We start from the raw sequence: 22294 nt of genomic DNA, 5'->3' as shown, positions 1-22294 counted from the left end.
GGCATCCTCCTCAGGCGAGCGACAGTGGCTGGACTTTCAGGGACACGGTGCCGGGGTCGTCGCCGTTGGACATCCCCATGATCCGCCGTCGGTATTCGCCGTCGGCGAGGACCGGGTGGCCGGTGACGCGGAACATCGGCATGTCGCCTTCGGCCCACTCGCCGAGCGCGGGGGAGATCTTCTTGCCCTGCGCGTTCAGCCCGTCGACGCGCACCGACACGTCCCAGGTTTCCTCGACCTGCGAGTACTGCTTGAGCACCGCGGAGGCGTAGGAGTTGAGCTTGGTGAGGTCTTTCTCGTCGGAATGGGTGGTGTCGACGTAGTCGGCGTAGGGGATGCCGAGGGCCTGCAGCGCGGCGGTGTTCTCGGCGTACCCGATCAGGGAGGTGGTGCCGTCGCCGCTGCCCTTGGCCCAGACCCGGTGCGGCACCGGGATCGAGAGGTTCCAGTCGAGGTCGATGTTCCCGAACGCGGCCCCGAGCTCCCACGCGGCGTTGAGGTCGAGGTCCCCGAGCGCGGGGGTGCCGAGGTTGAGGGCGAACCCGTAGGAGGGTTTGCCGGCGGTCTCGAAGTAGTACGGGCGGAAAATGAACTCGGTGCCCTGGTCGGTTTCGGTTTCGTCCGACAGCCGTTTCCACACCTCGGTGAGGTCTTTGCCGAGGTAGGTGCGGGTTAGGGTGCCGGTTTCGCCGGCGCCGTCGTCGACGTTGAACGGCAACGACGCACCCGAGTCGGAGTCCGCCAGCGACTTCACCAGCAGTTCGCGCATCACCGCGCGCTGGGACGCGTTGCTGATCGTCCAGTCGTTCGCAGAGTTCTGGATCGTGGCCGGCTGACCGTTGGGGGCGCGGACTTCGCGGTTGTCGAACAGCCCACCGATCCCCGGGCCGCTCATCGTGAACGTGTTCCCGGCCTGCTGGTATCCGGCCGAGGTGGGGAACCCACCTTGCAGGGGGAACTCGTCGTGCACGATCACGAAGAAGTGCGCGCGGCCCAGCACGTAGCCGCGGATGTCGTCGCCGTTGTTGCCCTTCTGGCCGAGGTCGACGGTGCAGCCCCATTCGCCTTTGTCGCCGATTTCGGTGCTCCAGGTGGGTTCTTCCCGCGGGTAGATCTCCGCCTTCACGATGCCGGTCGTGGCCTGGCAGACCATCACCCGGAAGGTGCCCATCAGAGCCACATCTTGATCGGGTCGATGTTCGCCGGTTCGACAACCACCTGCAGCTGGTGCTGTCCCACGTTGTTGGTCTGCCAGCGGACGTTGCGCAGCGCGTTGACACCGGCGCCGCGCATGAACACGTCCGCGGTGACCGTTTGCTGTGTGGTGAACGGGCCGACGGTCATGTCGGGGCAGTTGGTGACCTGCGAGTAGAAGTCGTTGTCCGCGCCCAGGGAATCAGCCCCACCGAAATTGATCAGCGTGGCGCCGATCTTGGTGCGACACTCCCACGTGAGATCCCGGCCGGCGTCGACGTTCACCCGGGCACGGGGCGTGAGCACCACAGGGATCCCGAACGCGGGGATGGTCACCGACACCATGTCCACGGACGACCCGACCGAGGTGACCGACTTGAAACCGTCCGCGGGGGGCTGGACGGTGTAGATGAGCTTGCCGCCGTCGCCACGCCAGCCGGCTGCCGTGGCATCACTGGCGATGTAGTAGGTCTGGGCCGGGAACGGGTGGCCGACCACGTACCGGGTGTCGCCGGCGTAGGCGCCCGCCTCGAGGAAGGCGGCAGAGGTGATCTTCGCGTCGTTGCCGTACAGGATGCGCCGGCCACCGCGGGCGACGAGCCCGGGGCCGCGGAGATCGTTGACGGCCGAGATGGTGCCGCCGGCCTCGATCTGGATGGAGGCCAAGGGGATCCAGCCGTTGGCGGGCAGCGCGCCCGTCGGGAGCACAGGGGTTCCGCTGGTGTTGTCGCCGGTGACAACCTGCACGGTGAAGCGCCGGTCACCCGTGGTGGAGGCGATCGCCGAGTTGCGGTCGTCGTAGACGCGGGCCACGACGAGGTCGAGGCGGCGTTGCGAGCCGCTGGCGGCGGCGAGCGACAGCGTCTTCTGGCTGTCCAGACCGCACAGGTACGGGCCGTTGGAGGGGGTGTCGATCAGGCAGTTGCCGATCGCGACGACCGCGTTGAGGCCGCTGGTGGTGACCCGCAGCCCGCCGTGGCCGACGGTGCCGAGGGACCCGGAGCCGCCGCCGATCGCCCCGCCGGCGAACACCCCGGAGCGGTAGGACATCACGCTGCCGGGCTGGGGGTTGACCAGGCCGGCCAAGGCGTAGCGGGCGTCCTTCTCGTCCATCTTGAGCTGTACGGCGAACGGGTCGAACGCGGAGTTGACGGTGGTGCCGACGGAAGCCACGCGCGGCCCTCCTCACCAGTAGGCGGCACGGAACCAGGCGGTCAGCGTGCCGAGATCAGTGGATGGCCCGGAGTGCGCGAGGCCGATGGTCAAGGTTTGCCCGGGCGGCACGACGAACGCGTCCCATTTCGCTGGGGAGGCGAGGTAGCCGACAGGGGTGGTGTCGCCGAGCAGGAAACTGGGGTCCTCGGGGGTGATCGTGGCGAAGGCGCCGGGGTCGAGGACCGCGTTGTACTTGATCGACCCGCCCGCGACCGACAGCACGGGGGTGTCGAGGCGTCCGTCGAGGCGCAGGATCGGCGCCGATGGGGCGGTGCCGCGGGTGTTGTCGAGCAGGATCGTGCCCGACACCCCGGCGGGGCCGAAGTCCAGGCCACCGCCGGTGGAGAAGTCCAGGCCGCCTGAGCCGGCGCCGGTGAAGTCGAGGCCGGTGGTCGAGTTCTGCGGGACCGGTGTGGACAGCGTCGTCCATTCCAGGTCGTAGCGGCGCGGATCTGGGGCGGTGTACTGCATCGAGATTTCGAACGCCGGGTCCTGGGCGTCGATGTGCTTCGGCAGGATCTCGCCCTGGCGGGTGATGTTCTGCACGAAGCTGCCGGCCTCGGAGTGCCACACGAACGGATACACCTTGGTGGCGTCCGACAGCAGCGCCATCGCCCGCAGCATCGCCCGGGTTTTCCCCGCCCAGTCACCGTGTTGGGCGTAGCCGCGGATGACGAGGGTGCCGCCGGTTTTCTTCTGCTGACCAGGGATCCAGTTCGAGCCGATCCGCTGGAACTTGTCGACGTACTGGTTGGTGTTCTCCGCCGAGGTGATCGGGTCCGAATCAGGGGTGAGGATCCACTGGATACCTTCGCTGTCCCGGATCCCGCCGGTGTCGGTGGCGGAGTTGAGGGTCAGGCCGTCGAGCTCCCACGTGGGGGGCAGGTGACCGGCCACGGGCCCGCCTCCCTTCAGGTCGGGCCCGCACCCCACGCTGGGTGGGGTGCGGGCGGTCAGATCTTGCGGAGCGAATGCACGACGAACCGGCCGGCGGCGCGGCCAACGTCGGTTTCGTCCATCCCCGGCGACGGGTTGATGGTCTGGTGCACCACCGTCGGAGCCGTGGTGCCGTCCAGGTCGGCCCGTTCGTAGCCGGTGCGCCCGATTCGCGCCATCGCCGCCTCGAACGCCCTCGTCTGGGGCGGGGAGAGGACCCGCTCCGGTTCGATCACGTTCTTCGGCATCAACCCGACCCCGTTGGCCAGCCCGCCGGCGTCGTACCAGTGCGGGTTGCGCGACTGCCACGCCGACCACGCCGCCAGCGGGGTGCCGTAGCGGCCAGCGATGTAGTTCAGGCCCCACTGGGTTTGGCCCTGGATCGTGGGTTCGATCGGGCCGTTGACACTGGTGAGCTTCTGGAACAAGCCCCGCGCCGAACTGGTGGGGTTGGCGGCGTTGGGGTTGAACCCGGATTCGTGGCTCACCAGCTGCTGCAGCGCATCCCACTGCGCCCCGTCGCCCCATCCGAAGGTGCGGGCGACCGCGCGCACCGCGGCGATGACCTCGGGGCTGCCGGCCACCCCGGATGTGAACAGCATCGAGGTGAGCTGGTCCGTCCCGATCTTCGTGAGCGACGCGATGGACTGGCGCATCATGCCCTCCGCGGCCGCGGCGGCGTGGTTGCCTGGCCACATGTCGGCGATGGTGTCGACCTGCTGCAGCGTCTGCGCGAACGCCGACGCCAGAATCGACGCCGGATCCGCCCCCGGCCCACCGCCGGGCACGAACCGCCCGCCCACGATCGGCAGCGACGCGGTCCCAGTGAACTGGGCACTGTCGGCCCCCGAGGCCCGGGGGCCGACGAGCACCGGCACCCCGAAGGTCTGCGCCTCACCGTTCAGTCCACCGAGGGTGAGCGCGGTGTGGTGGCCGTTGAACCCGGTGGCGAAGCTCGAGGAGAGGCCGCGCACGAACCCCGCCCACGGCTGCGACGCCGCGACACCCAACCGCCGGTACGGGGTGGACTCGCCGCGCAGCACGTTCGCGACCGCCGACACCAGCCCAGAGCAGTCGTAGCCGTCCGGGCCGACACCACCCCACACGTAGGGCTTGCCGGCCTGGGCGCGCAGGAACTGCTGACCCCGCAGCACGGTCGCGTTGAGCCCCGAGCCGGTGTCCGCGACGACGGCGCCGCCGGTGGCGTACCGGCGGACACCCGCGGCCTCGAGCGCCTCACCCTGCCCGCTGTTGAGCGCCTCGAGGAACGGGCGGGTCCGTCGCGCGATGTCCTCCCGGATGACGAACTCGCCGTTGGACAGCCGGGCGAGGATGTCGTCCGACGTCCCGGTACCGGGGCCCCACACCGACCCGCCGGCGGCGAACGCGAGCGGGATCGGCGCGACCGGCTTCCCCAACGCGAAGTCGGTGTTGAGCTGGTTCCACGCGGTGATCAGGCCCTGGTTGAACGGGAACTGCAGCACCCAGCGGATCGGGTCCGCCGCCGCCGCCGACACGCGTCCGAACTGGGTGACGGCCCAGTCGGCGGTGTTCGACATCGCCGACCTCAGCTGACCCAGCCCGGTCATCAGGTTGGTGATCGCCGCGATCTGCCCAGTGGTCGATGCCCACACCGCCGTTTGCATCGTGGCCCAGCTGTAGACGGTCTGCTGCTGCAGCAGGGTCTGCCGGGCCGAGATCGCGTTGTCCGCCGTCGTGATCGAGGAGACCAGCTGCAGCCAGTACCCGGCCGTGTCCGCCACCAAGGTGGCGAGTTCGGCGTTGAGCTCAGCGACGAGCTCGGTCACCGTCTCGGCTACGTCTCCGAGGTTGGCGAGCGCACCGACATCGATCGTGAGCGACGTCGCCCCGCCGGCCACAGTGGACGCGGTGCCGCCGCCGATGACCCCACCGTTGGCGAACTTCCCGGCGTTGATCCATTCCAGCAGGCCACGGTTCGCCGACGTTGCTGCGGCGTTTACCACGAACTCGCCGTTGGACGCCCAGATGGGCACGGAGTCCGACCGCGGGCCGCCCGGACCAACGACCGGTCCGCCGTCGGCGCGGCCCATCGGGTTCGCGAACCCGGGAAGGAACAGGTACGGGTTGGTGATCGCCGGGTGGCTCTCCCCGAACAGGCCGGACAAGAACTTCCCGACCGGGCTGTCGCGGATGGCCTTGCCGATCGCCCCGAGTGTGTTGTTCAGGCCGGCCAGGATCGCCTTCGTGATCACGTCCCAGTTGAGGTGGAACATGCCCTCCAGCAGGGACTTGACTGGGGCCGGGATGATCGAGCTGAAGATCGTGGTCAGGATCTGGCCGGTGCCGCTGCGGAACTTGTCCCAGATCGCGCTCCAGTCGACATCGAAAAGCTTGTCGAACAGGCCGAAGATGCCGCCGCCGAAGATCGCGGTCTTGATGGCCTCCATGATGCTGCCGACACCAGAACCGTACTTCGTCGACAGGTCACCGAAGTCCAGATTGAAGATGTCCTTCACGACGTCGAAGGTTTGCTGCAGTGTCTTGACGAAATCGATCACAACCCCGAGCGCCCCGGTGATCATGCTGGCCATGATCCCGATCGCGAGACCGATCTCGTAGAAGAACTCCTGGCCCTCCTTCGAGTTGGTGAAGTCGATGAACTTCTGCAGCGTGTCGCCCAGGGTGTCGAAGAACCCCGACTGCTTCACGCCGGCCGACAGTGACCCGATGATGTGCACGAACGCGTCCCCGAGCTTGAACGCCCAGCCCACCATGTCCCGGATGACCCCGACCGCGCCGGACATCCACGTCTTCAGGTCGCCGGAGTCCTTCATCCCCTTGACCCACTTGGCGAACCCGTCAGCCGTCTCCTGGATCGCCGGCAGCACGTCTTCCTCGAAGACCTCGGCGCCAACCTCAGACAGGTCGAGGAACGCGTTGATAAGCGGCGAAACCACTTTCCCGATCTGTCGGACAATGTCCTCTGTGGTCTTGAGAACGTCGTTTACCTGCCCCGCATGCCCAGGGTCCGTGAGTAGGTCGACGATGTCGATCGCGGCATCGTGCGCGGCGTCCGAGATCCCCGTGAGACGGGTGTGTAGGAGCGGCAGGTAGGTGCCAGACAGCTTGATGATCTGGTCGTCCATGCCGGCGAACAGGGCATCCTGGACCGACGTTTTCACGGCGTCCCAAGCGGGTTTGAGAGCCCACACGGTGTCGACGAACTTCTGCGCGTTCGGCGACAGCGCGCCCATCGCGTCGGCCACGGCCTGCTCGGAGCTGGACAGCTCTGACAGGGTGTCGGCGGCGTTCTGGTGAGCCTGCTCGAGCGAACGTTCGGCATCCGCGATCGACCGGGCGGCCTGGATCGCGGCCTGGTCCCGCGACCGCTCGGCATCAGCCACGGCCTCGACCGCGTCCTGCACCCGCTGAGCACTCTGCTCGCGCGTGTAGTCGGCCTGCTCGCGCGCATCGGACAGCTGCTGCTCCGCCCGCTGCACCGCTTCCGTCGCTGAGGCCACCGCGTCGTTCGCGGCGACACCCTTTTTGGCGTAGTCGTCCTGCTGCTCGGTGAGGTCTTTGTTGGACGCTGTGGTCTCGTCGACCCGCAGTTTCGCCCGTTCGTAGGCGATCTGCAGCCGCGCGAGGTCTTCGCCGGCAACACCCTGCTTCTGGGCGTCGTTCAGCTCGGTCTGCGCGTCGGCGAGGTCCAGGGCGGCTTCCTGCGCGTCCAGGGCGCCGCCGCGCAGCTGCAGGTTCAGATCACGCTGAGCCTTGACCGCATCCTCAGTGGCGCGTGTGAGGTCATCGCGAGCTTGATTCAGCGACTTTTCCGCGTCAAGCACGGCGCGGTCGGCCTGCACGATGTCGCGTGCGGCGTCGACCTCGGCGCGGCGTTCCTGCTTGACCGCGTCCGCGACCTGCCGGGCTGAGTTCTCCCGCGAGGTAGCCGCGTCGGCCTGCGCCCGCGACAAACTCAGCTCAGCGGATTCGACCTGGTCGGCCGCGCTCCGCTGTGCCTTCGCCGACGCCTGGGCGTCCTTGGCGCTGTTCTGCTGCGCCTTGCCGAGCGCGTCGAACGCGTCCGACAGGCCCATGGTTCCAATGAACAGGGTCCCGATCCCCGCTCCGGCGATCGACAGCCCCGCGGGGATGAGGAACAGCGCACCGGAAGCGGTGACCGCGGCATCGGCGACACCGATCAGGCTTGCGGCGGCGACGGTGCCGACGGTGCCGATGATCGCGATGGTCGCGCCTGCCGCCGCCAACGCGACGATCGGGCCACCGGCGGACTCCGCGGCACCGGCCATATTCCCGAGCGCTGAGGCGCCCTGGCTGGCGCCTTTCGCGACCGAGCCGCCGGCGTCGCTGCCGATCTCGGCCAGCGACGCGATGTTCTTGATCACGCCGCCGATTTCGTCGGCCATGCTGGACAGGAACTTGATGGCCGTGCCGGCGTCGGCGGCGAAACCACCGCCATTGGAGCCGTTCCCGCCGCCGATGCCAAAGAACCCCGGCTGGTTGGTTTTCTGCCGTGCTGCGGAGAGTTTCGCTTCGGCGTTGCGGACGTCGTTTACCGCCGCTGCCGACGCACGGTGAGCCTGGGACAGCTTCAGCTCGGCCGCGGCTGCTTTCGAACTGTTCGCGCCCGACTTCGTGCGGGTCTCGGCCAGGGCCTTTTCGGCGATCTCGACGCGCTTGCCCGCGTCCTCGGAGTTGCCGCGGGCGTTGGTCAACGCCTCCTCGGCCTGCGCCACCTCCCGCAGCGCACGTTCGGCCGCGGCCTTGTCGGCTTTGACCTGGACCTGCACCGTCGGGGACTGCCGGCCCACAGCGGCGATGTCACGGATGGCCTGGCGGGTGTTGGCCGTGACCCCGATCTCCGCCGGGCCGATCGTCTTGATGTCCGCCGCGATCTTGCGGTGGAAGTCCCGCATCGACGGGACGACGTCGAGCGTCGCGGTTCCCGCGGTGTACGTCGAGCCCATCGAGCCTCACCACCTGTTCCCCGTGCTCGCGCAGGTTGCGCTCGAATTCCTCGTTGGACACGAACTTGAACGACGCCTCGAGCCGCTGGAACGACTCCCGTGTGTTCTTCCTGATCCACTTGTCGCGGGCTGTTTCCGGCCGCGGCATCCGCCGGACCTTCGCCGCGCCCTTGCGTTTCGTGAGCAGGTGGATAACAACCTGGTTCTGCTCGATGAGCGTCTTCAGCGCGGACAGCTCCGGGCTTTCCTCAACCTGCTCCGGCGGCGCCGGTGGCCTCTCCGGTTCGTCGGCGTGCTGCTCGTAGAGCTCGACGTCGGCGATCATCGCCGCAGCGGTGCGAGAGGTGCTGTAGAGGCGGAACCCCTCGACGAGGTTCAGCAGCGTTTCCCACGACTCCTCACCACCGATGAACATGGAGAGCCGGTAGGTGGTCCTGGTCGCCACGTCGAACTCGATCTCGTCGCCGTAGCGATCCAGGTACCACCGCAACCGGCCGCGGGCTTCAGCTCGTGCGCGACTCGTGCTGCTCGCGAAAGTGGTCCTTGACCTCGTTCAGCAGCTTCCCGACCTGCTCACCGGGCAGCTTCCCGAGCACCGACCACGCGCGCTTGAACTCGTCGTCGTCGCCGATGTACTGCTTCACCGCGGCGCTGAACCGGTTGTTGTCCTGCAGGTCTTCCGCGTCTTCGGCAGCCCAGGTGAACTGGCTGTGCCGGAACAGGACCGGGTTTCCGCCGTCTTCGAGGTCGAGCTCCCAGGGTTCGTAGTCCTCGTCGGTCTTGACGAAATCGCTGAGCTTGCGCATGAGGTGGTGCTCCTTGCTGTGTTTCCGGGTTGGGCCTGCGGTTCGGTGCAGACTGGTGACCGCCCGGATGTCCACTCCGGACGGTCAACGGCTCACGCCGGCTCGGTGCTCGTGTCCTGCTTCTCGTTCTTCTTCGCCACGCGCGGTTTCGCGCTGGCCGGCTTCGTCTCCTCCGGCTGAGGCTGCACCTCGACGACCGTGGGCGGCACGGCGGGCGGTTCGGGCTCCGGCTCGCGGAACCCCTTCGCCTTGAGCCGGGCGGCCTCGGCTGGGTTTCCCACGACGAGGGTCTGCCCGGTTTCGGGGCTGACGAGTTCCTGCCGGTAGTTGTTGTCCATGATGGACCTTCCTGGTTTCCGGGTGGGGTGAAAGCCAGCGGGCGAGGTCGCCACCCGGAAACGAAAGCGACCCCGGCCCGCTGACGGATTCAGGACTCGACGGTGTAGCCCATGTCCTCGGCGTACTTCAGGGCTCCGGGGCCGAAGATGAAGTTCGTGCCCAGCGTGCCGGTGACGTCGTCGGGGACCGCGTTGAGCGTGATCTGCCGGGTGATGGGGTCGTCGCCGTTGGCCTCGACCAGGTCGCCGGTCTCGCCGACGACGGCCTTGTGGTAGACGGTGGCCAGGTAGATCAGGTCGTCGCCGTCGTTGTCCGAGACGATTTCCACCGCGCGCCAGTACATGACCGCGGGGCGGTCGGGGATGTCGTACTTGAGCTCGCCGTCGGCCGACATCGTGACGCCGGACAGGTCGATGCCTTCGTACATCTCCCGAACGACGCGGCGGTCTTCGATCGCGGAGAACTGCAGCGACTTCTCGTCGGCGGTGATGTCCTGCCGGAGAACGCTGGTGGAGCCCCAGCCGTTGATCGCGGACAGGGTGCGGTTCTGGCTCTTCGTGGCGCCGTCGGTGGACAGCCAGCCGGCCGACTCGTAGGTCGCGGGCAGCTCGATCTGACCACCGGTGGCGACCAGGCTGGTGATGAGCGGTGCGACGTCGTACTTGCCGGCGAGCACGGCGCCCTTGATCCCCTTGCGGATGAGCTGCTGCTTGCGGTCAGCGATGCTCTCGAACGTGGCGGGGGCCATGATTTCCTCCACTTGATGGATGGGTCCCCGAACCGGGGAACAGGTGATGCCGCGACCGTCAACGGACGGTTCACGATTCGGTGTCGAGGTCCTGCTGCCGTGACGTGAGCGCCCAGGTGGACACGTCACGACGGACGTCTTCCTGCGCGTACGGGACTTCGTTGGGCAGTTGCGCTACCCGTACCTGGTCGAAGTAGCCGGCCGCGGTGCGGACCCCTTCAGGGCGGGTAAGGACAGCCTCGACGTCGCGCGCGAGCTGCTTCGCGGTGACGCGGGTCTTGGAGAACTGCTGGACCTCGACAACCTCGGTGCGTTCCCAGCCCTGATCGTTGCCGGCGCCGTCGAGGCGGCGGATCACCACGAACGGCACGTGCGCCTCGTACTGGGCTTCGTCGGTGATGCTGAAGTCCGGGGTCCGGAAGTACAGCTCGAGCCCCTGGATCTGCTCGAGCAGCGCAGCTACACCGTCTTCGCCGTCGGGGAAACCACGGCTCATTCGATCATCGCCCGGGTCATGAACCGGTCCGGCTGGACGCGGGCGTTACCGAACTGGCGCTCGACCGCGGCGCCGCTGAACTGGATGGAAACGCCCATGCGGTCGCGTCGGCCGCCGGCGCGCTGCTGGTGCACCAGGCGCCCGGTGGCGGCTGTCTCGCCGCTGTCCTTGTGCGCGAGGACCCGCATTCGGGCCAGTTTCGCCGCCGAGGCGCGGGTGAGCGCGAACCGCAGCGTGGAGCTGGTGCGCAGGAATCTCGCGGTCTCGCGGCTGTTGCGCTGGTACCGCATCTACCCCACCACCTTCTTCAAACGCTGCTCGTATCCGGCGATGTCGCCGTCGAGGGCCTGCCAGATCGCGGGCCGGCCGTCGCATTCCCAGGTTTCGCCGAGGATCTTGATCCGGTCGCCGGCCTGCGGAACCGGGCTGCTGGGTGGGGCGTAGAGGGTTCCTTGGCTGATGACCTGGTCCGTGGCCCCGGCCGCACCAACCGAGGACTGGGCGCCGCCGACTCCGCTGGACGGGGTGAACACGCAGTTCTCGATGACCGCGACCGTGCCGGTAACAAGGTCCTGGTCCCGGCCAACGCGTTGCGTGCGGATGATCTCGACCCGGTCGGGTCCGTCTTCGATCACGGCTCTACTCCGGGAACAGCTCGTAGGAACCGGGCTCGTCGGCGTACGGGATCCGCATGATCGAACCGGTGTAGCCGTCGCCCATGTAGATCACGTCGCGGGCGACGACGTCGGGCCGGGTCACCTCGACGGACTGGAGCCCGCCGCGGCCGGGCGCAACGTACGGGGCGAGCTGGGCGACCTCGGCTGTGGTGAGCGCCAGCCCCGCGGCCTGCTCGCGGGTCATCGACTCCGCGAGCGGGCCGACGTTGCGGGACAACCGGCCCTTGGGGTTGTCGAACTTCCGGCCGGCGACCTCGTAGATGATCGTCTGGGCGACCCGCGGCAGATCCTCGGGTTCGGTCCAGTCGTCCTCGTGGTTGGCGGCCGACAGCACGAGCCCTTCGGCACTGTTGAGCGCGTACTCGGCCCGCTTGTAGTCGGTGGTGCCCGGTTCGAAGACGCGGCCGATCGAGTCCCCGAACACGTCGATGTTGACCAGCACGGCCGCGCCTCCTTCCCGTGATCAGCTGGTGGCGAGCGTGCCGCGCGCGGCGCGGCGCATCGACTTCGCGCCCGAGCGCGACAGGTCGGTGATCGCGTAGTCCGTGATGCTGGTGGACCCGGTGTAGACGTTCACGATCGACCGGTCACGCTGGAAGTCCGCGTCGTAGTCCATGATCCAGCGCATCGCCAGGCCCTGGTAGGACTGCGACGAGCCGAACGAGGCACCACGCGGCACCTTCGGCGCGTGCATCGAGAACGCGTACGCCGTGCGGTGGAACCAGAACACGTTGTCGCCCGGGATGGCGTAGGACTCGGTGATGTTCCAGCCCGCGAGCCGGCCGAGCTGCGCCTCCCGGAACGCGGTCTCGGCGTTGGCGCCGGACTCGTCGTAGCGCTTGAAGTGGTCCGACTTCAGGATCCACGTCGCCACCTCGGACCCGACCACGCAGAACCGATCCGTGAGCGGGATGTGCTCGTCGTTCAGCGCCTGCTTGGCGTCGACGAACACGTCGTACGGGTCGTACGAGGTGTCGAAGGTGAAGTCGTGCAGGTAGGTGGTCGCGACCATGTTCGCGGCGACACCGTCCTCCAGCCCCTCGGCGATCGCGCGAGTCTGCGGGTCGAGGATCTGCACGGAGAAGTCCGTGACGTCGAGTTCCATCTGCTCGTCGTCGATCGACGTGCCATGGTAGACGTCCGTGGTGAGCTGCAGCGGCACGCTGCCCTCGGCCAGGTCGTCCATCACGATCTGCCGACCGGAGCCCTGCACGCGCAGCGCCTTCGTGCGGGCCTTTGCGACCGCCGGCACCCGGATGTTCACGGTGTCGTTGACCGCGCCCGCGAAGTTGTCGACGGCGTCGCGCCACACGAGGTTCGGCAGGATGATGTCGCGCTGCAGCAGCCCCAGGGCCGTGGCCGCGATCTTGGTTGCCTTGACGGCGGTGAATGCCATGGTGGCGTTTTCCCTTCACTCAGAACGGGTGTGCTGTACCGGGCGGCACGGCCTGCCCGTCGATTTGCCGGTGTTAGGAGCCCGCCACACGGCAAGCGGGGGTCAGCGGACGTACATGCGGCCGGAGCGCTCGCGCACCTTCGCGGCCAGCTTCGCCGGGTCGATCGCGCCCTCGTCGTCCTCGGGGGCGCCGCCGCCGCGCAGCGCTTCCGGCTTCTTCTTGATCCGGTCGGCCGCGGTGGAGAACGTCTCGCGCAGGTCGTCTGCGTCGGCCTCGAGCTCCTCGCGGGTGTTGCCGACCAGTCGCAGCGCCTGCTTCTTGGTGAGGCCCTTGTCGAGTGCGACCTCGAGCTGCAGCACCGTGCGCTCGGCGACGGTGAGCTTTTCCTTCGTCTCGCCGAAGTCCTTGCTCAGCTTGTCCTCCTTGGACAGCTTCGCGTCTTCGATCTCCTGCAGCTTCTTCTTCAGGGACTCGTTCTCGTCCTTCACGCGGCGCAGCGCGCGCTCGCCCTCCGGGCGCAGAGGCTTGTCGGCGTCGTCCTTGCCGGACTCCGGGGCGTTGCCACCCGTCTCGGCGCCGCCATCCCCGCCCTCATCGGTCGGCGCTCCGCCGCCGCCGGCGGCGGGCTCCTCCGGGTCGACGTCGCGAGCGGCGCGGATCCAGCGGTTCTTCCTGTACATTTCCAGCTCCCCACGGGGGTGTTGGTCGGCCTGCCACGGGCTGGCCTGGTTTCCGGGTTAGTGCTCCGCGCCCACGTAGGCGCGGAAGGCTGCGAGGGCTTCCTTGCCGGACAGCCCTGACGTGCTGGCGGCCCACGCGTCGGCCATCTGCTGGTTCAGCTCCGGCAGGCCTTGGTCACCGCTGAACACCGGCACGGCGAAGCACCGGCAGTCCGGGTGGTAGGTGTTGCCGAGGTCCTGGGGGCCGCGCGGGCGGCCGCGTTGACCGCCGGTGACCTTCGTGGCGTCCGCTTCGGAGTGGTACACCGCGCCTCGGCTGGCCAGCGCGAGACACCAGCCGCATGCCTTCGGTCGCGTCACCCGCGCCCAGCCCACAGCCTCGGAGTCATCGCGGGTGGCCTGCTCGACCGCGTCACGGCCGGCGTCGAGGGTCTGCTTCGTGACCACACCGGACAGCAGCGGGAACGCGTCCCGGTGGGCCTGCTCAGGCGCGTAGCCCTGCTTCAACAGCTGCCGCATCCGCCCGGGCCCGGTCGCAAGCACCGAGGAGAGCATCCCCGCGTCCGGGGTGTAGGCGACGTCCGGCAGCGCGTAGGTGACGAGCTGGCTCGTCTGCTGCCGGCGCAGCTCGTTGTACCCGGCCTGCGCGGTCTGCACCGACAGCCGCCGGGTGCGGTCGATCAGCCGCGCCATCTGCTGCAGCCACGCAAGGAACTGGTCGAACGGGGTCAGCGGGTTGACCAGGTCCCACAGGTCCTTCGCCTCGAGCACCGCCTGCGCCGCCACGGCCAGCTGCGCGTGCCGCATCGATTGCGCCGCGGCGGCGCCGCTAGCCGGCATTGGGCAGCGCCCGCGGCCCGGTCAGGCCACGCGCGGTCTCGTCGAGCCGCTGCAGGGCCTGCTGCATCGGGTCCTGCTCGGCCTGCTTCTTCTGCAGGAGCTGCGCGTAGTTGGTGTCCTGCTTCGTCCACCCGGGGATCCGGCTCCACAGCGCCTCGCCGGGGATCTTCAGGTCGTTGTCCTCCGCCAGTTTGGTCAGCGCATCGGCTGCCTGCGCGAGCGAGCGGGATCCGACGTCGGCCCAGATCACCTGCGACTGTTCGTCGCTACCGCCGACCGGCGCGGTGCCGGCGATCGCGTCCGCGAGGCGCAGGTGCTGTTCGGCCTGCTCGCCGAAGCTGTGCTGGTAGGACAGCTTCTTGCCCTGCTCGCCGGACTCGGCCGCGGTGATCGCATCGGCGGCGAGGTTGACCATGTTCACCACGAGGTGGTGCGGCGCGGTGCGCGTCGTCATCGCGAATTCCTGGATGGCGTCGCGCTTGGAGGCGAGGTATCCGTCGAGCGGTGTCGGGTCGAACTGCCAGCCCTTCATGTCCGTCTCCGGCGACGTGAGCAGCCGGTTGGCGGCGAGCTCGACGGCCTTCGGCTTGCCGGTCGTCGGGTCCTTCGGCTGCTCGATACCGGCGATGCCGCGCACGATGAACGCGCCGTAGGTCTGCGCGATCAGCAGGTCGAACGCAGTCTGGTTGATCCGGTCCTGCAGGCGCCGCGCCGGCCACACGTCGCCGAAGGTGTAGCCGTCGAGGTCCATGTGCGGGAAGTACCGCACCACCGGGCACAGCCCGGCGCCGTGCTCGACGTAGTTGAGGATGGACAGCTGCGTCTCACCCTTCTTCACGCCGAGCGTGTACTCGCCCATGTCGTCGAGCAGACCGACGACGTCGCCGCTTCGATCCAGCCGCAGTGCGACCACCGGCCACTCATCCTCGACGGGGTCCTCGTAGAGGGCGAACATCCGCCGAGCCGACACCCCGCGCATCAGCACGGTGCCGCGCTGCTTGCCGGGCAGCGCAGTGCCGTAGGCGAGACCGTCCCGGACCGCGCTGTAGAAGATCTGGCCCTGCCGGCTGTCGAACTTGTTGTCCTGCCAGTAGGTCCACGCGCGGGCGCTCTCGGTGGCGTCCTTCGCGCGGTAATCCTCGATGTAGAGCAAGTCCGTGATGGACTGCAGCATCATCCGCATGACGTTCGTCTCGGACCGCTCCATCAGCAGCTTGTACTCTTCGGTCACCTTGTCCGGCTTGTACGGGCCCGGCTGCGGGCCCTTTTCATACGTGCGGACCTCGTCGAGGCGTTCCCGCTGCTCACCACGCGCGGACTCGGTCTGCCGGATGAATCCCTTGATCGTCGCGATGTCGAGCGTCACGTTTCACCTCGCTCACTGGACGAACACCACACCAGACCGCTTCTTCTTGATCTTTCCGCTCCGGATCGCGTCCGTGCGGGCCAAACGAGCCATCACCATCGCCACCGCCAGGTCCACCAGGTCCTTCGAGTCGCGGGTGCGCTTGCCGAGGGAGAACCCGAACTGGTTCGTCCTCCGGTGCGCGCGCAACACGTGCATCTGCAGCGCCGGGTCGCCATCGTGCGTCAGCGATTGGTCCTCGTCGACCGCCTGCACCGTCGCCATCGCTTCTTCCGTGAAGCGCCGGATCCGGTCCAGACCGCCGGGGGTGGAGAGCCGCATGTCGAACTCGCACGCGTTGCGCGAGCTCGCCTTGACCGCGTAGTCCTCGGCGAAGTCCCGATGCCACGCATCGAAGTAGGCCTTCCAGTACGACTTCTCGGTCTCGTCCTCGCGCACCGGCGACGGGTCGCCGTAGAACGCGACCACGTCGAAGTTCTGGTGCGCCCACCGCACCTTCGCGTCCACCTCGGCCCGGTTCACCGACCACCGGCGGGCGTTGGGGCCCTTCGTCGGCCAGCCGATCGGGCGCGCCCACACGCCGAGCGTGATCACGTGCCCGTCGCTGATCCGCACCGCCACGAGAGCGGTCGCGTCCTCGTTCTTCGAGCAGTCCAGCGCGAGCGCGATCTGCGTCCCGAACTCCACGACGTCCATCGGCCGCGCGCACGTGCGCCACGCGTTCGGATCGACCCAGCCGGTTTCGTTCGCCGCCGTGGCGTTGAAGTAGTACCGGATGGCGTCCGCCATCGTGGTGTCGGTGTCGTAGATGTCAGCCTCGATTCGCTCGGGGTCGATCCACGGCGCGTCCGCGTACGCCGCGCGGATCCCCGCGCGCACCTCTTCCGGCTCGTGCAGCGACAGGTAGGCCGGGGCCTCGCACGAGTCGTACAGGATGTCCTGCGCCGGCGCGTTGCCCATCACCTGGTTCTGCCAGGAGTTGAACGTGTCCTCCGCGACCGAGTCGCCGGCTTCCTCGTGCGCGTTCGTGAACTCGCAGATCCGCGCCTGCCCGCCGGGGCTCTTGGCCACGTTACGGCGGCACACCGCCGCCATCGCCTTACCGCCCGAGCTGGTGGTGGCGTGGTGCGGTTCGTCGAACACGATCGCGGTCGCCGGGTCACCCTCGGCCGACTTCACTGACTGCGTCAGGATCTGCAGCCGGCCGCCGGACTTCGCCGCGGACCCGTTCTTTCCGGCGTCGAAACCGACCGCGGCCTTGAGCCGCTTGCTCACCATCGCATTCGCGACCGCGAGCACGTCCTTGGCCTGGTTCTCCGAGTTCGCCGCGATCTGCACCAGCGGCCACCGGTGCGGCTTCCCGATCGGGTTGCCCAGCTCGTCGAAGTGGTCGAACACCACCGGGCCGAACATCTCGATCAGGCACACCGCGGCCGCGAGCGGGCTCTTTCCGTTGCCCTTCGCGCGCCGGTTCACACCGCGCCGGTACAGCCACTTCCCGTCCGGCCGCACGGCGTACCAGAGGACGAGAAAACGCTTCTGCGCCTTGGTGAACCGCCACGGCTCGCCGGTGATGTGGTGTACGAGCCACTGCTCGGCCCACTCGATGATGTCCCAGCCAAGTGACGGCGGAAGGTCCTCGAGGTCGTCGGGCCAGGGCAGTGAGCGCCACGCCCCGCAGGTGAAGTCCCGCCAATATCCGGCCGGTGGTGCGGTAGCGAAGAACCGGGGGTCGAGCCCGCGCGGCTTCGCCGGGCTCGACAGCACGGGTCAGCCCTGTGACTGCTCGATCAGGAACTCACCCAGCGCGCGCGCGTCGTCCGCGGACAGTCTCACTACGCCGCGGTAAGCAGGCTTTCCGTCACCTGCCGAACCGAGGTCGCCGATGGCCAGCGCTGCGGCCATTTCCTGGTCTGGCTCTTGCGAGTTGAGCGCGCCGACGAACCAACGGCCTTGCACGTCCGGGAAGTTGATCTGAACTTCATGCTCCACCGGACCTACCCGGATGGGCTCGCGGAACTTGATCGGTTCTCCGGTGATGGCCACGGGCCGTCTCCTCAGGGTTTGGCCCCGGCACGGCCGGGGCGGGAAAAGCGAACCGGCCGGTGGCCGGGGGAACTCCACAGGGGAGAGGAGCGCGCACCCACCGGCCGGCCCCGTCCCCACGGCGGTCGGGCGAGCAACTCCGTGGGGGGTCAGTTTTCGAGCGAAGGTTGCGCGTCGGCCGTGACCACAACCATGTCGGCATATCGGCCGTTCGGGTCGATAGCCACCGTCGGCGGCTTCTCGGTCAGCAGCGTCAGCGTGACCGTGTAGAGGCCTTCCTCGAGACGGTCGATAGTGATCGGCTGCACTGCGACCCACAGCGGCAGGTGCTCGCCGTCGACGAACACCCCGCGGTCGTTGATCTCGACCTGGCGATCCAGGCTTCGGCCGGTCACAGCGCGGCCGCTCTCGCGCGGTCGAGCGGAGCCACCGCGGCCAACGGCGCGACGGTCTCCTCATTGCGCTGCACCTCGATCTTCAGCCGCCGGCGCGCCGACTCCAGCACCATCAGGTCGCCGAGCGCGGCACGCATCTCCGCGGCCTTCATCGACGACAGCTCGCCGTTGTTCTTCAGCATCGACCGGATGTTGCCGTCGATCACCATCATCTGCGTGATCGCGGCCTCCCAGTCCGCCTGCGTGTAGTACTCGTGGAACCCGCTGACAGCCATCGACTCCCACAGCCGCTGCACCGGCGCCGTCGGCACCCACGGGGAACCATCAGCGAACTCCGGGAACCTCAGCTCCGGCTGCTCCACCGGACCCGCCGACGGCTTGTCGACGTTATCCGGATGATCCGGGCTGTCCTTGCCGACCGTCGGCCGGCCCAACTTCTGATCACTGCGCTTGCGGTTCGATCCGCCAGAGCGACCGGGAACACCAGGCACGGCCTGATCCCTCCATCGAAGACCGTCACGGACGGTCATTTCCTAAGCACGGTCTCAGGCCCTATGCACACCGACAGTGATCAGATTCGCGAGGGGGTACCCCCCACCCCTACCAGGTCGGAGCGCGGAGATCAATGGGCCGTTCGGAGTATCTTTCAGTCCTCTGTGGACTGCTCGTCGGCGCTTACGATGCGCGCCTTCAGGTCGTCCTTCGTGCCGGAGGTCGCGAGACCCTTGGCCTCGGCGAGGCTGCGGAGCTCCCGCGCGCTGAGGCCATCGAGGTCTTCACCCTGCTCGGCTTCGGTCTCGTCCTCGTCGGGCACGATGTCGCCGCGTTTCGCGATGTGCACGGGCTCGACATCGTCGGGCAGCGCAGTGCTGCCCATGCCCGAGTGGCGGTCGGCCCTGGCCTCACGGTCCACGGTGGTGGTACGACCATCGGGTCCGAAGGTGATGGCCGTGTCCTCGTCGGCCGGCTCCTCGTCGGGTGTGGTGTCCTCGCCGGTGTCCTCGACCACGTAGCCCTGATCGATGAGGCGCAGCGCGTCGCGGTCGCGCATCTCGTCGACGTCGCCCACAGTGTGGCCGCCGATGGCGTGCAGGTAGCGCACTCGCATGGTCAGAAGTCCTCTCGGTTGCGTAGGCCCGGGTGTCTGGTGGTGGGGCGGCGAGCCATGGACCTTCGGAGTGCTCTGCCGTGTGTCGCCTCGGCTGTGGTCTTGGCCTTGTGGTGCGGGGTGCAGATGTCCTGCAGGTTGTCCAGGGCGTCCGTGCCGCCCTGGGACTGGGGGTGGATGTGGTCGCAGGAGGTGGCTGGTTGAGTGCAGCGGGCGCCGTGACGTTCCGCGGGGAGTGCGGTGGGGTTGTCGCCGTGGACCTCGCAGATCCCACCTGAGCGCCGGCGCACGAGCACGCGGTTGCGGTGGAACTCGCGGGAGTACTCGCGTCGGCCGGCCCAGCCGGGCATCAGGCCTTCTCGAACCGGCAGGGCTCGGGGAACTGGGCGCGCAGCCACTTGCCGATGTGGCCGCGGAGGAAGCTGTTGTCCGAGGTGGACAGGAACGTCGAGTCCTTCATCCACGGCTGCACGGTCTCGTAGGTGGAGTACACCTTGACGTCGCGGTCGTAACGTTCCCCGCCCAACCCGTACACGTTGCCATAGATCGTGGAGTGCTGGATCCAGCAGTCGGTGCGGTTGTAGGCGTCCATCGCCTCGAGGTACGGCTGCTTGTGCGTCACCAGCGGGGTGTGCAGCGCGTAGCTGATGGGCTTGTCGAAGCCCTGGGTGTGGAGGTAGTCGCGGGTCGCGACCATCGAGCGGTGGTAGCTCGAGCCCAGTCGGGTGCGGCCCTCGCGCTTGAGGACGTCGTCGACGTAGCCCCAGTTCGTTACCGGCACGTCGTCGAGGGGCTTCATGACGAAGAAGTCGTCGTTGAAGAACGCGAACGGGTCCGACAGCTCTGTGCAGGCGAGGGCGGCGCGCTGGTTGCGGATGCTGTTCGGGTGCTTCTGGCTCGGCAGCTGCTTCACGTCGATGTGGTCAACGTTCGTGACCCATGAGGGCTTGTAGCCGGCGATCCACACGCGCGCGCCCGGGAGGTTGCGGGCGACGGAGCGCAGCGAGTGACGCAGCTCCTCGTTCCGTTCCTCGGCTTTGAGCACGTAGCAGATGTCCATCAGCCCCCCATGATCGTTCTTACCCGTCGGTGGAGGACGGAGACTTTCCGCAGGTCACAGCGTTGAGTTAGATGGGCGTCTTGCGAGGTGTTCCGTTTGGCCTCACTCCGGTTCTGACGGGCGCCGCGCCAGCTTTTGGTGGGGTGCAGACAGCCCCCGGGAGCGGGGCTCACCGGGGGCTGCATGGGTCTGTCCGTTGGGGACACTGCACCAACATGATCGAAGATACGTTCGGTGCAGGTCAGGGTCAAACCCGGGGGTGGGTTACGGCGTGTCGGGGTACCAGGACGCGGTGGACACCTCGAGCTCCAGCATGTCGGGGTGCCGCTGCAGCTCGTCGAACGCCGCCGACGCAACCTGTTGAGCCGCCCGGAAGAAGCTCCGCATGGAGACCGTGGCCTCGACCATCGCCGCGCTGAGGCTCAGCATCGCAGCAGCGTGACGCATGTGCATGGCGTTGATGCGGTCCTGCATGTCGCGGAGCTCTTCAGGCGTTGGCTGGTGGTCGCTCACGGCCGCCACTCCTCTCGGTAGTCCGGGTGATCGGCGAACGGGAGGGCGAGCCAGTCGAGCACATCCGACAGGGCCTGAGCACGGGCGTACTCGCCAGCGGTCTGCAGCGCAGCGTCACCAGCCTCGTCCGCGCGAACGGCTGCGTCGATGATCTGCCGCTTGGCGGCCACCTCGGCGAGCACGCGGGCCGGGTCGTGTCGGGCGATGTGACGCCGGTAGGCGTCGCCCTGCGGCGAGACGTCGGCGCTCACGACGAACCCCAAGTGGCCGTACGCGAGCGTGTTCTCACGGATGGCCGCTGGGTCGACGTGCACGCTGCCGGGCACGGGGGTTACCCACCGGACGCCGGCTGAATCTCGCGCAGCCTGTTCGTCCTCGTCGAGGCGGGCGCGGAGGAACGCGATCAGGTCGTCCATGGTGGTCATCCTGCCTGTTCGAGGGTTGCGTTCGGGCGGCGGCGGGCGAGCGAGGCGAGCGCGTCCGCGCGCGCGATGAGCGGGCGGCCGGGCCGGTTGGTGCGCTGCCAGCTGTCCTCGTGTGCCCACCGGCGCAGCGTGCCCACCGGAACGCCAAGGTCGGCCGAGAGGCTGGCGTAGTCGGTCCACGGGTCGCCGAGCTCGTGCCAGCGGTCGCGGGGCCAGGTGGTGCCGCAGTTGCGGCAGCGGACCTCGGTGTCGCCGGCGCGGACCTTCAGGGTGGCGCCGCAGTCGAGGGTGACCGCGTCGCCGTCGGGCAGGTCGAGGCCGATGAGGGCGGTGGGGCACTTCCCGATCCGCAGGGCGGGCGCGAACTCGCGGCGCACCGAGCGGAGCGCGTCGAGGACGCGGCGGAGCTCGGCAGCGAAGTCGTCGACCCACGGCTGCGCCATGATCCAGTCCCAGTTGAATCGGAGCGTGGCGCACTCGCGGCGCATCGTGATCCGCCCGGCCGGGACGGTCGCACGCAGCTGTTCGCGTGGGACGTCGATGCTGCGGTCCTCGCGCACCGTGCGGGCGAACTCGGCCATCGAGGCCAGCGCCGCCGGCGACTCGTGCACGCCGGTCACGGAGCGGGGGTCGCGGTGGACGAGCAGCGCGTCGACCGCGGGCGAGCGCGACCCGGCGACCTGCCGCACGCCGGCGCCGTCCGGTGAGCCGTGCGGGGTGAGCTCGTCGACGTCGTCGAGGGCGTAGAACGTGCGCTCGAGGTCGTCGAGGACGCCGCGGAGTTTCTCGCTGCAGGCAGGGCAGACGAGCAGGCCCGGGGCGGCGCGGAACGGTACGCCGTCGCGGTCGCGGCAGCCGAGGACGCATGAGCGGGGCTGGTTCACGGCGCGGCTCCTTCGCGGTTGGGGAATCCGATGTAGACGTAGGCGCCGATGGCGTCGCAGTAGCGCAGGATCGTGGAGATGCGGAGGTCTTTGCCCTGGTTCTCCAGGTGGTTCACCAAGGAGGGGACAGCGTTCATGCGTTCGGGCGACCTCGCGTTGGGTGAGGCCGGTCTGCTCGCGCAGGGACCGGAGGTGCCGG

General features: G+C 68.4%; 27 protein-coding genes. All 27 read right to left on the bottom strand.

Annotation, left to right across the window (positions count from 1 at the left end; genetic code table 11):
* Positions 1 to 10: 10 nt before the first annotated feature.
* Entirely contained in the window at positions 11 to 1171 is a 1161-nt protein-coding gene (locus ACWEOE_RS10930) for a hypothetical protein (protein ID WP_452006985.1), read from the bottom strand.
* On the bottom strand, positions 1171 to 2367 hold the full coding sequence (locus tag ACWEOE_RS10925) for a hypothetical protein (protein WP_452006983.1): 1197 nt from the start codon (positions 2365 to 2367) through the stop codon (positions 1171 to 1173). Before ACWEOE_RS10925 ends, ACWEOE_RS10930 begins: the two co-directional genes overlap by 1 nt.
* A gap of 12 nt (positions 2368 to 2379) precedes the next feature.
* Positions 2380 to 3306: a hypothetical protein gene (locus tag ACWEOE_RS10920; protein ID WP_452006981.1), complete on the bottom strand. Its 927-nt coding sequence runs from the start codon at positions 3304 to 3306 to the stop codon at positions 2380 to 2382.
* 56 nt (positions 3307 to 3362) lie between these two features.
* Positions 3363 to 3947, bottom strand: a complete 585-nt coding sequence (locus tag ACWEOE_RS10915) for an aggregation-promoting factor C-terminal-like domain-containing protein (protein WP_452007240.1) — start codon at positions 3945 to 3947, stop codon at positions 3363 to 3365.
* A 4222-nt stretch (positions 3948 to 8169) separates the two neighbouring features.
* Positions 8170 to 8805 (bottom strand): hypothetical protein, encoded by a 636-nt coding sequence (locus ACWEOE_RS10910; protein WP_452006979.1) that lies wholly within the window; start codon positions 8803 to 8805, stop codon positions 8170 to 8172.
* Between the two features lie 13 nt (positions 8806 to 8818).
* Entirely contained in the window at positions 8819 to 9121 is a 303-nt protein-coding gene (locus ACWEOE_RS10905) for a hypothetical protein (protein ID WP_452006977.1), read from the bottom strand.
* A gap of 92 nt (positions 9122 to 9213) precedes the next feature.
* Positions 9214 to 9459: a hypothetical protein gene (locus ACWEOE_RS10900; RefSeq protein ID WP_452006975.1), complete on the bottom strand. Its 246-nt coding sequence runs from the start codon at positions 9457 to 9459 to the stop codon at positions 9214 to 9216.
* 89 nt (positions 9460 to 9548) lie between these two features.
* The gene (locus ACWEOE_RS10895) at positions 9549 to 10208 is read right to left on the bottom strand and encodes a hypothetical protein (protein WP_452006973.1); all 660 of its coding nucleotides are present in this window, start codon (positions 10206 to 10208) and stop codon (positions 9549 to 9551) included.
* Between the two features lie 70 nt (positions 10209 to 10278).
* Entirely contained in the window at positions 10279 to 10704 is a 426-nt protein-coding gene (locus ACWEOE_RS10890; RefSeq protein WP_452006971.1) for a hypothetical protein, read from the bottom strand.
* Positions 10701 to 10994, bottom strand: coding sequence for a hypothetical protein (locus ACWEOE_RS10885; RefSeq protein WP_452006969.1), 294 nt, complete (start codon positions 10992 to 10994; stop codon positions 10701 to 10703). Before ACWEOE_RS10885 ends, ACWEOE_RS10890 begins: the two co-directional genes overlap by 4 nt.
* A complete protein-coding gene (locus tag ACWEOE_RS10880; protein ID WP_452006967.1) occupies positions 10995 to 11339 on the bottom strand; it encodes a hypothetical protein in 345 nt (114 codons plus the stop codon). It lies immediately after the preceding gene.
* Between the two features lie 4 nt (positions 11340 to 11343).
* Positions 11344 to 11823 (bottom strand): hypothetical protein, encoded by a 480-nt coding sequence (locus ACWEOE_RS10875; protein WP_452006965.1) that lies wholly within the window; start codon positions 11821 to 11823, stop codon positions 11344 to 11346.
* A 21-nt stretch (positions 11824 to 11844) separates the two neighbouring features.
* Positions 11845 to 12777: a hypothetical protein gene (locus ACWEOE_RS10870; protein ID WP_452006963.1), complete on the bottom strand. Its 933-nt coding sequence runs from the start codon at positions 12775 to 12777 to the stop codon at positions 11845 to 11847.
* Positions 12778 to 12879: 102 nt separating this feature from the next.
* Complete coding sequence (locus ACWEOE_RS10865) at positions 12880 to 13458, bottom strand: hypothetical protein (protein ID WP_452006961.1); 579 nt, start codon at positions 13456 to 13458, stop codon at positions 12880 to 12882.
* Between the two features lie 57 nt (positions 13459 to 13515).
* Positions 13516 to 14298, bottom strand: coding sequence for a VG15 protein (locus ACWEOE_RS10860; protein WP_452006959.1), 783 nt, complete (start codon positions 14296 to 14298; stop codon positions 13516 to 13518).
* Positions 14288 to 15664 carry a phage portal protein gene (locus ACWEOE_RS10855; protein ID WP_452006957.1) on the bottom strand — a complete coding sequence of 459 codons (1377 nt, stop codon included), beginning with the start codon at positions 15662 to 15664 and terminating at the stop codon, positions 14288 to 14290. Before ACWEOE_RS10855 ends, ACWEOE_RS10860 begins: the two co-directional genes overlap by 11 nt.
* A gap of 12 nt (positions 15665 to 15676) precedes the next feature.
* The gene (locus ACWEOE_RS10850) at positions 15677 to 17431 is read right to left on the bottom strand and encodes a hypothetical protein (protein ID WP_452006955.1); all 1755 of its coding nucleotides are present in this window, start codon (positions 17429 to 17431) and stop codon (positions 15677 to 15679) included.
* Positions 17432 to 17434: 3 nt separating this feature from the next.
* Positions 17435 to 17710, bottom strand: a complete 276-nt coding sequence (locus ACWEOE_RS10845) for a hypothetical protein (protein WP_452006954.1) — start codon at positions 17708 to 17710, stop codon at positions 17435 to 17437.
* Positions 17711 to 17859: 149 nt separating this feature from the next.
* Positions 17860 to 18105, bottom strand: a complete 246-nt coding sequence (locus ACWEOE_RS10840) for a hypothetical protein (RefSeq protein ID WP_452006952.1) — start codon at positions 18103 to 18105, stop codon at positions 17860 to 17862.
* On the bottom strand, positions 18102 to 18539 hold the full coding sequence (locus ACWEOE_RS10835; protein WP_452006950.1) for a phage terminase small subunit: 438 nt from the start codon (positions 18537 to 18539) through the stop codon (positions 18102 to 18104). The genes ACWEOE_RS10840 and ACWEOE_RS10835 overlap by 4 nt, the downstream gene beginning before the upstream one ends.
* A 212-nt stretch (positions 18540 to 18751) precedes the next feature.
* On the bottom strand, positions 18752 to 19213 hold the full coding sequence (locus ACWEOE_RS10830; RefSeq protein ID WP_452006948.1) for an SAP domain-containing protein: 462 nt from the start codon (positions 19211 to 19213) through the stop codon (positions 18752 to 18754).
* 2 nt (positions 19214 to 19215) lie between these two features.
* Positions 19216 to 19563, bottom strand: a complete 348-nt coding sequence (locus ACWEOE_RS10825; protein WP_452006947.1) for an HNH endonuclease — start codon at positions 19561 to 19563, stop codon at positions 19216 to 19218.
* Positions 19563 to 20273 carry a hypothetical protein gene (locus ACWEOE_RS10820; protein ID WP_452006945.1) on the bottom strand — a complete coding sequence of 237 codons (711 nt, stop codon included), beginning with the start codon at positions 20271 to 20273 and terminating at the stop codon, positions 19563 to 19565. The genes ACWEOE_RS10825 and ACWEOE_RS10820 overlap by 1 nt, the downstream gene beginning before the upstream one ends.
* A 264-nt stretch (positions 20274 to 20537) precedes the next feature.
* Positions 20538 to 20786, bottom strand: coding sequence for a hypothetical protein (locus ACWEOE_RS10815; protein WP_452006943.1), 249 nt, complete (start codon positions 20784 to 20786; stop codon positions 20538 to 20540).
* A complete protein-coding gene (locus ACWEOE_RS10810) occupies positions 20783 to 21202 on the bottom strand; it encodes a DUF6221 family protein (protein WP_452006941.1) in 420 nt (139 codons plus the stop codon). The genes ACWEOE_RS10815 and ACWEOE_RS10810 overlap by 4 nt, the downstream gene beginning before the upstream one ends.
* A 5-nt stretch (positions 21203 to 21207) precedes the next feature.
* Entirely contained in the window at positions 21208 to 22095 is an 888-nt protein-coding gene (locus ACWEOE_RS10805; protein WP_452006939.1) for a hypothetical protein, read from the bottom strand.
* A complete protein-coding gene (locus ACWEOE_RS10800) occupies positions 22092 to 22232 on the bottom strand; it encodes a hypothetical protein (protein ID WP_452006937.1) in 141 nt (46 codons plus the stop codon). Before ACWEOE_RS10800 ends, ACWEOE_RS10805 begins: the two co-directional genes overlap by 4 nt.
* Between the last annotated feature and the right edge of the window lie 62 nt (positions 22233 to 22294).

The organism is Amycolatopsis sp. NPDC004368 (genome assembly GCF_053602515.1).
The sequence above is the reverse complement of the archived record's forward strand: the minus strand, read 5'-3'. Positions and strand labels throughout refer to the sequence as shown.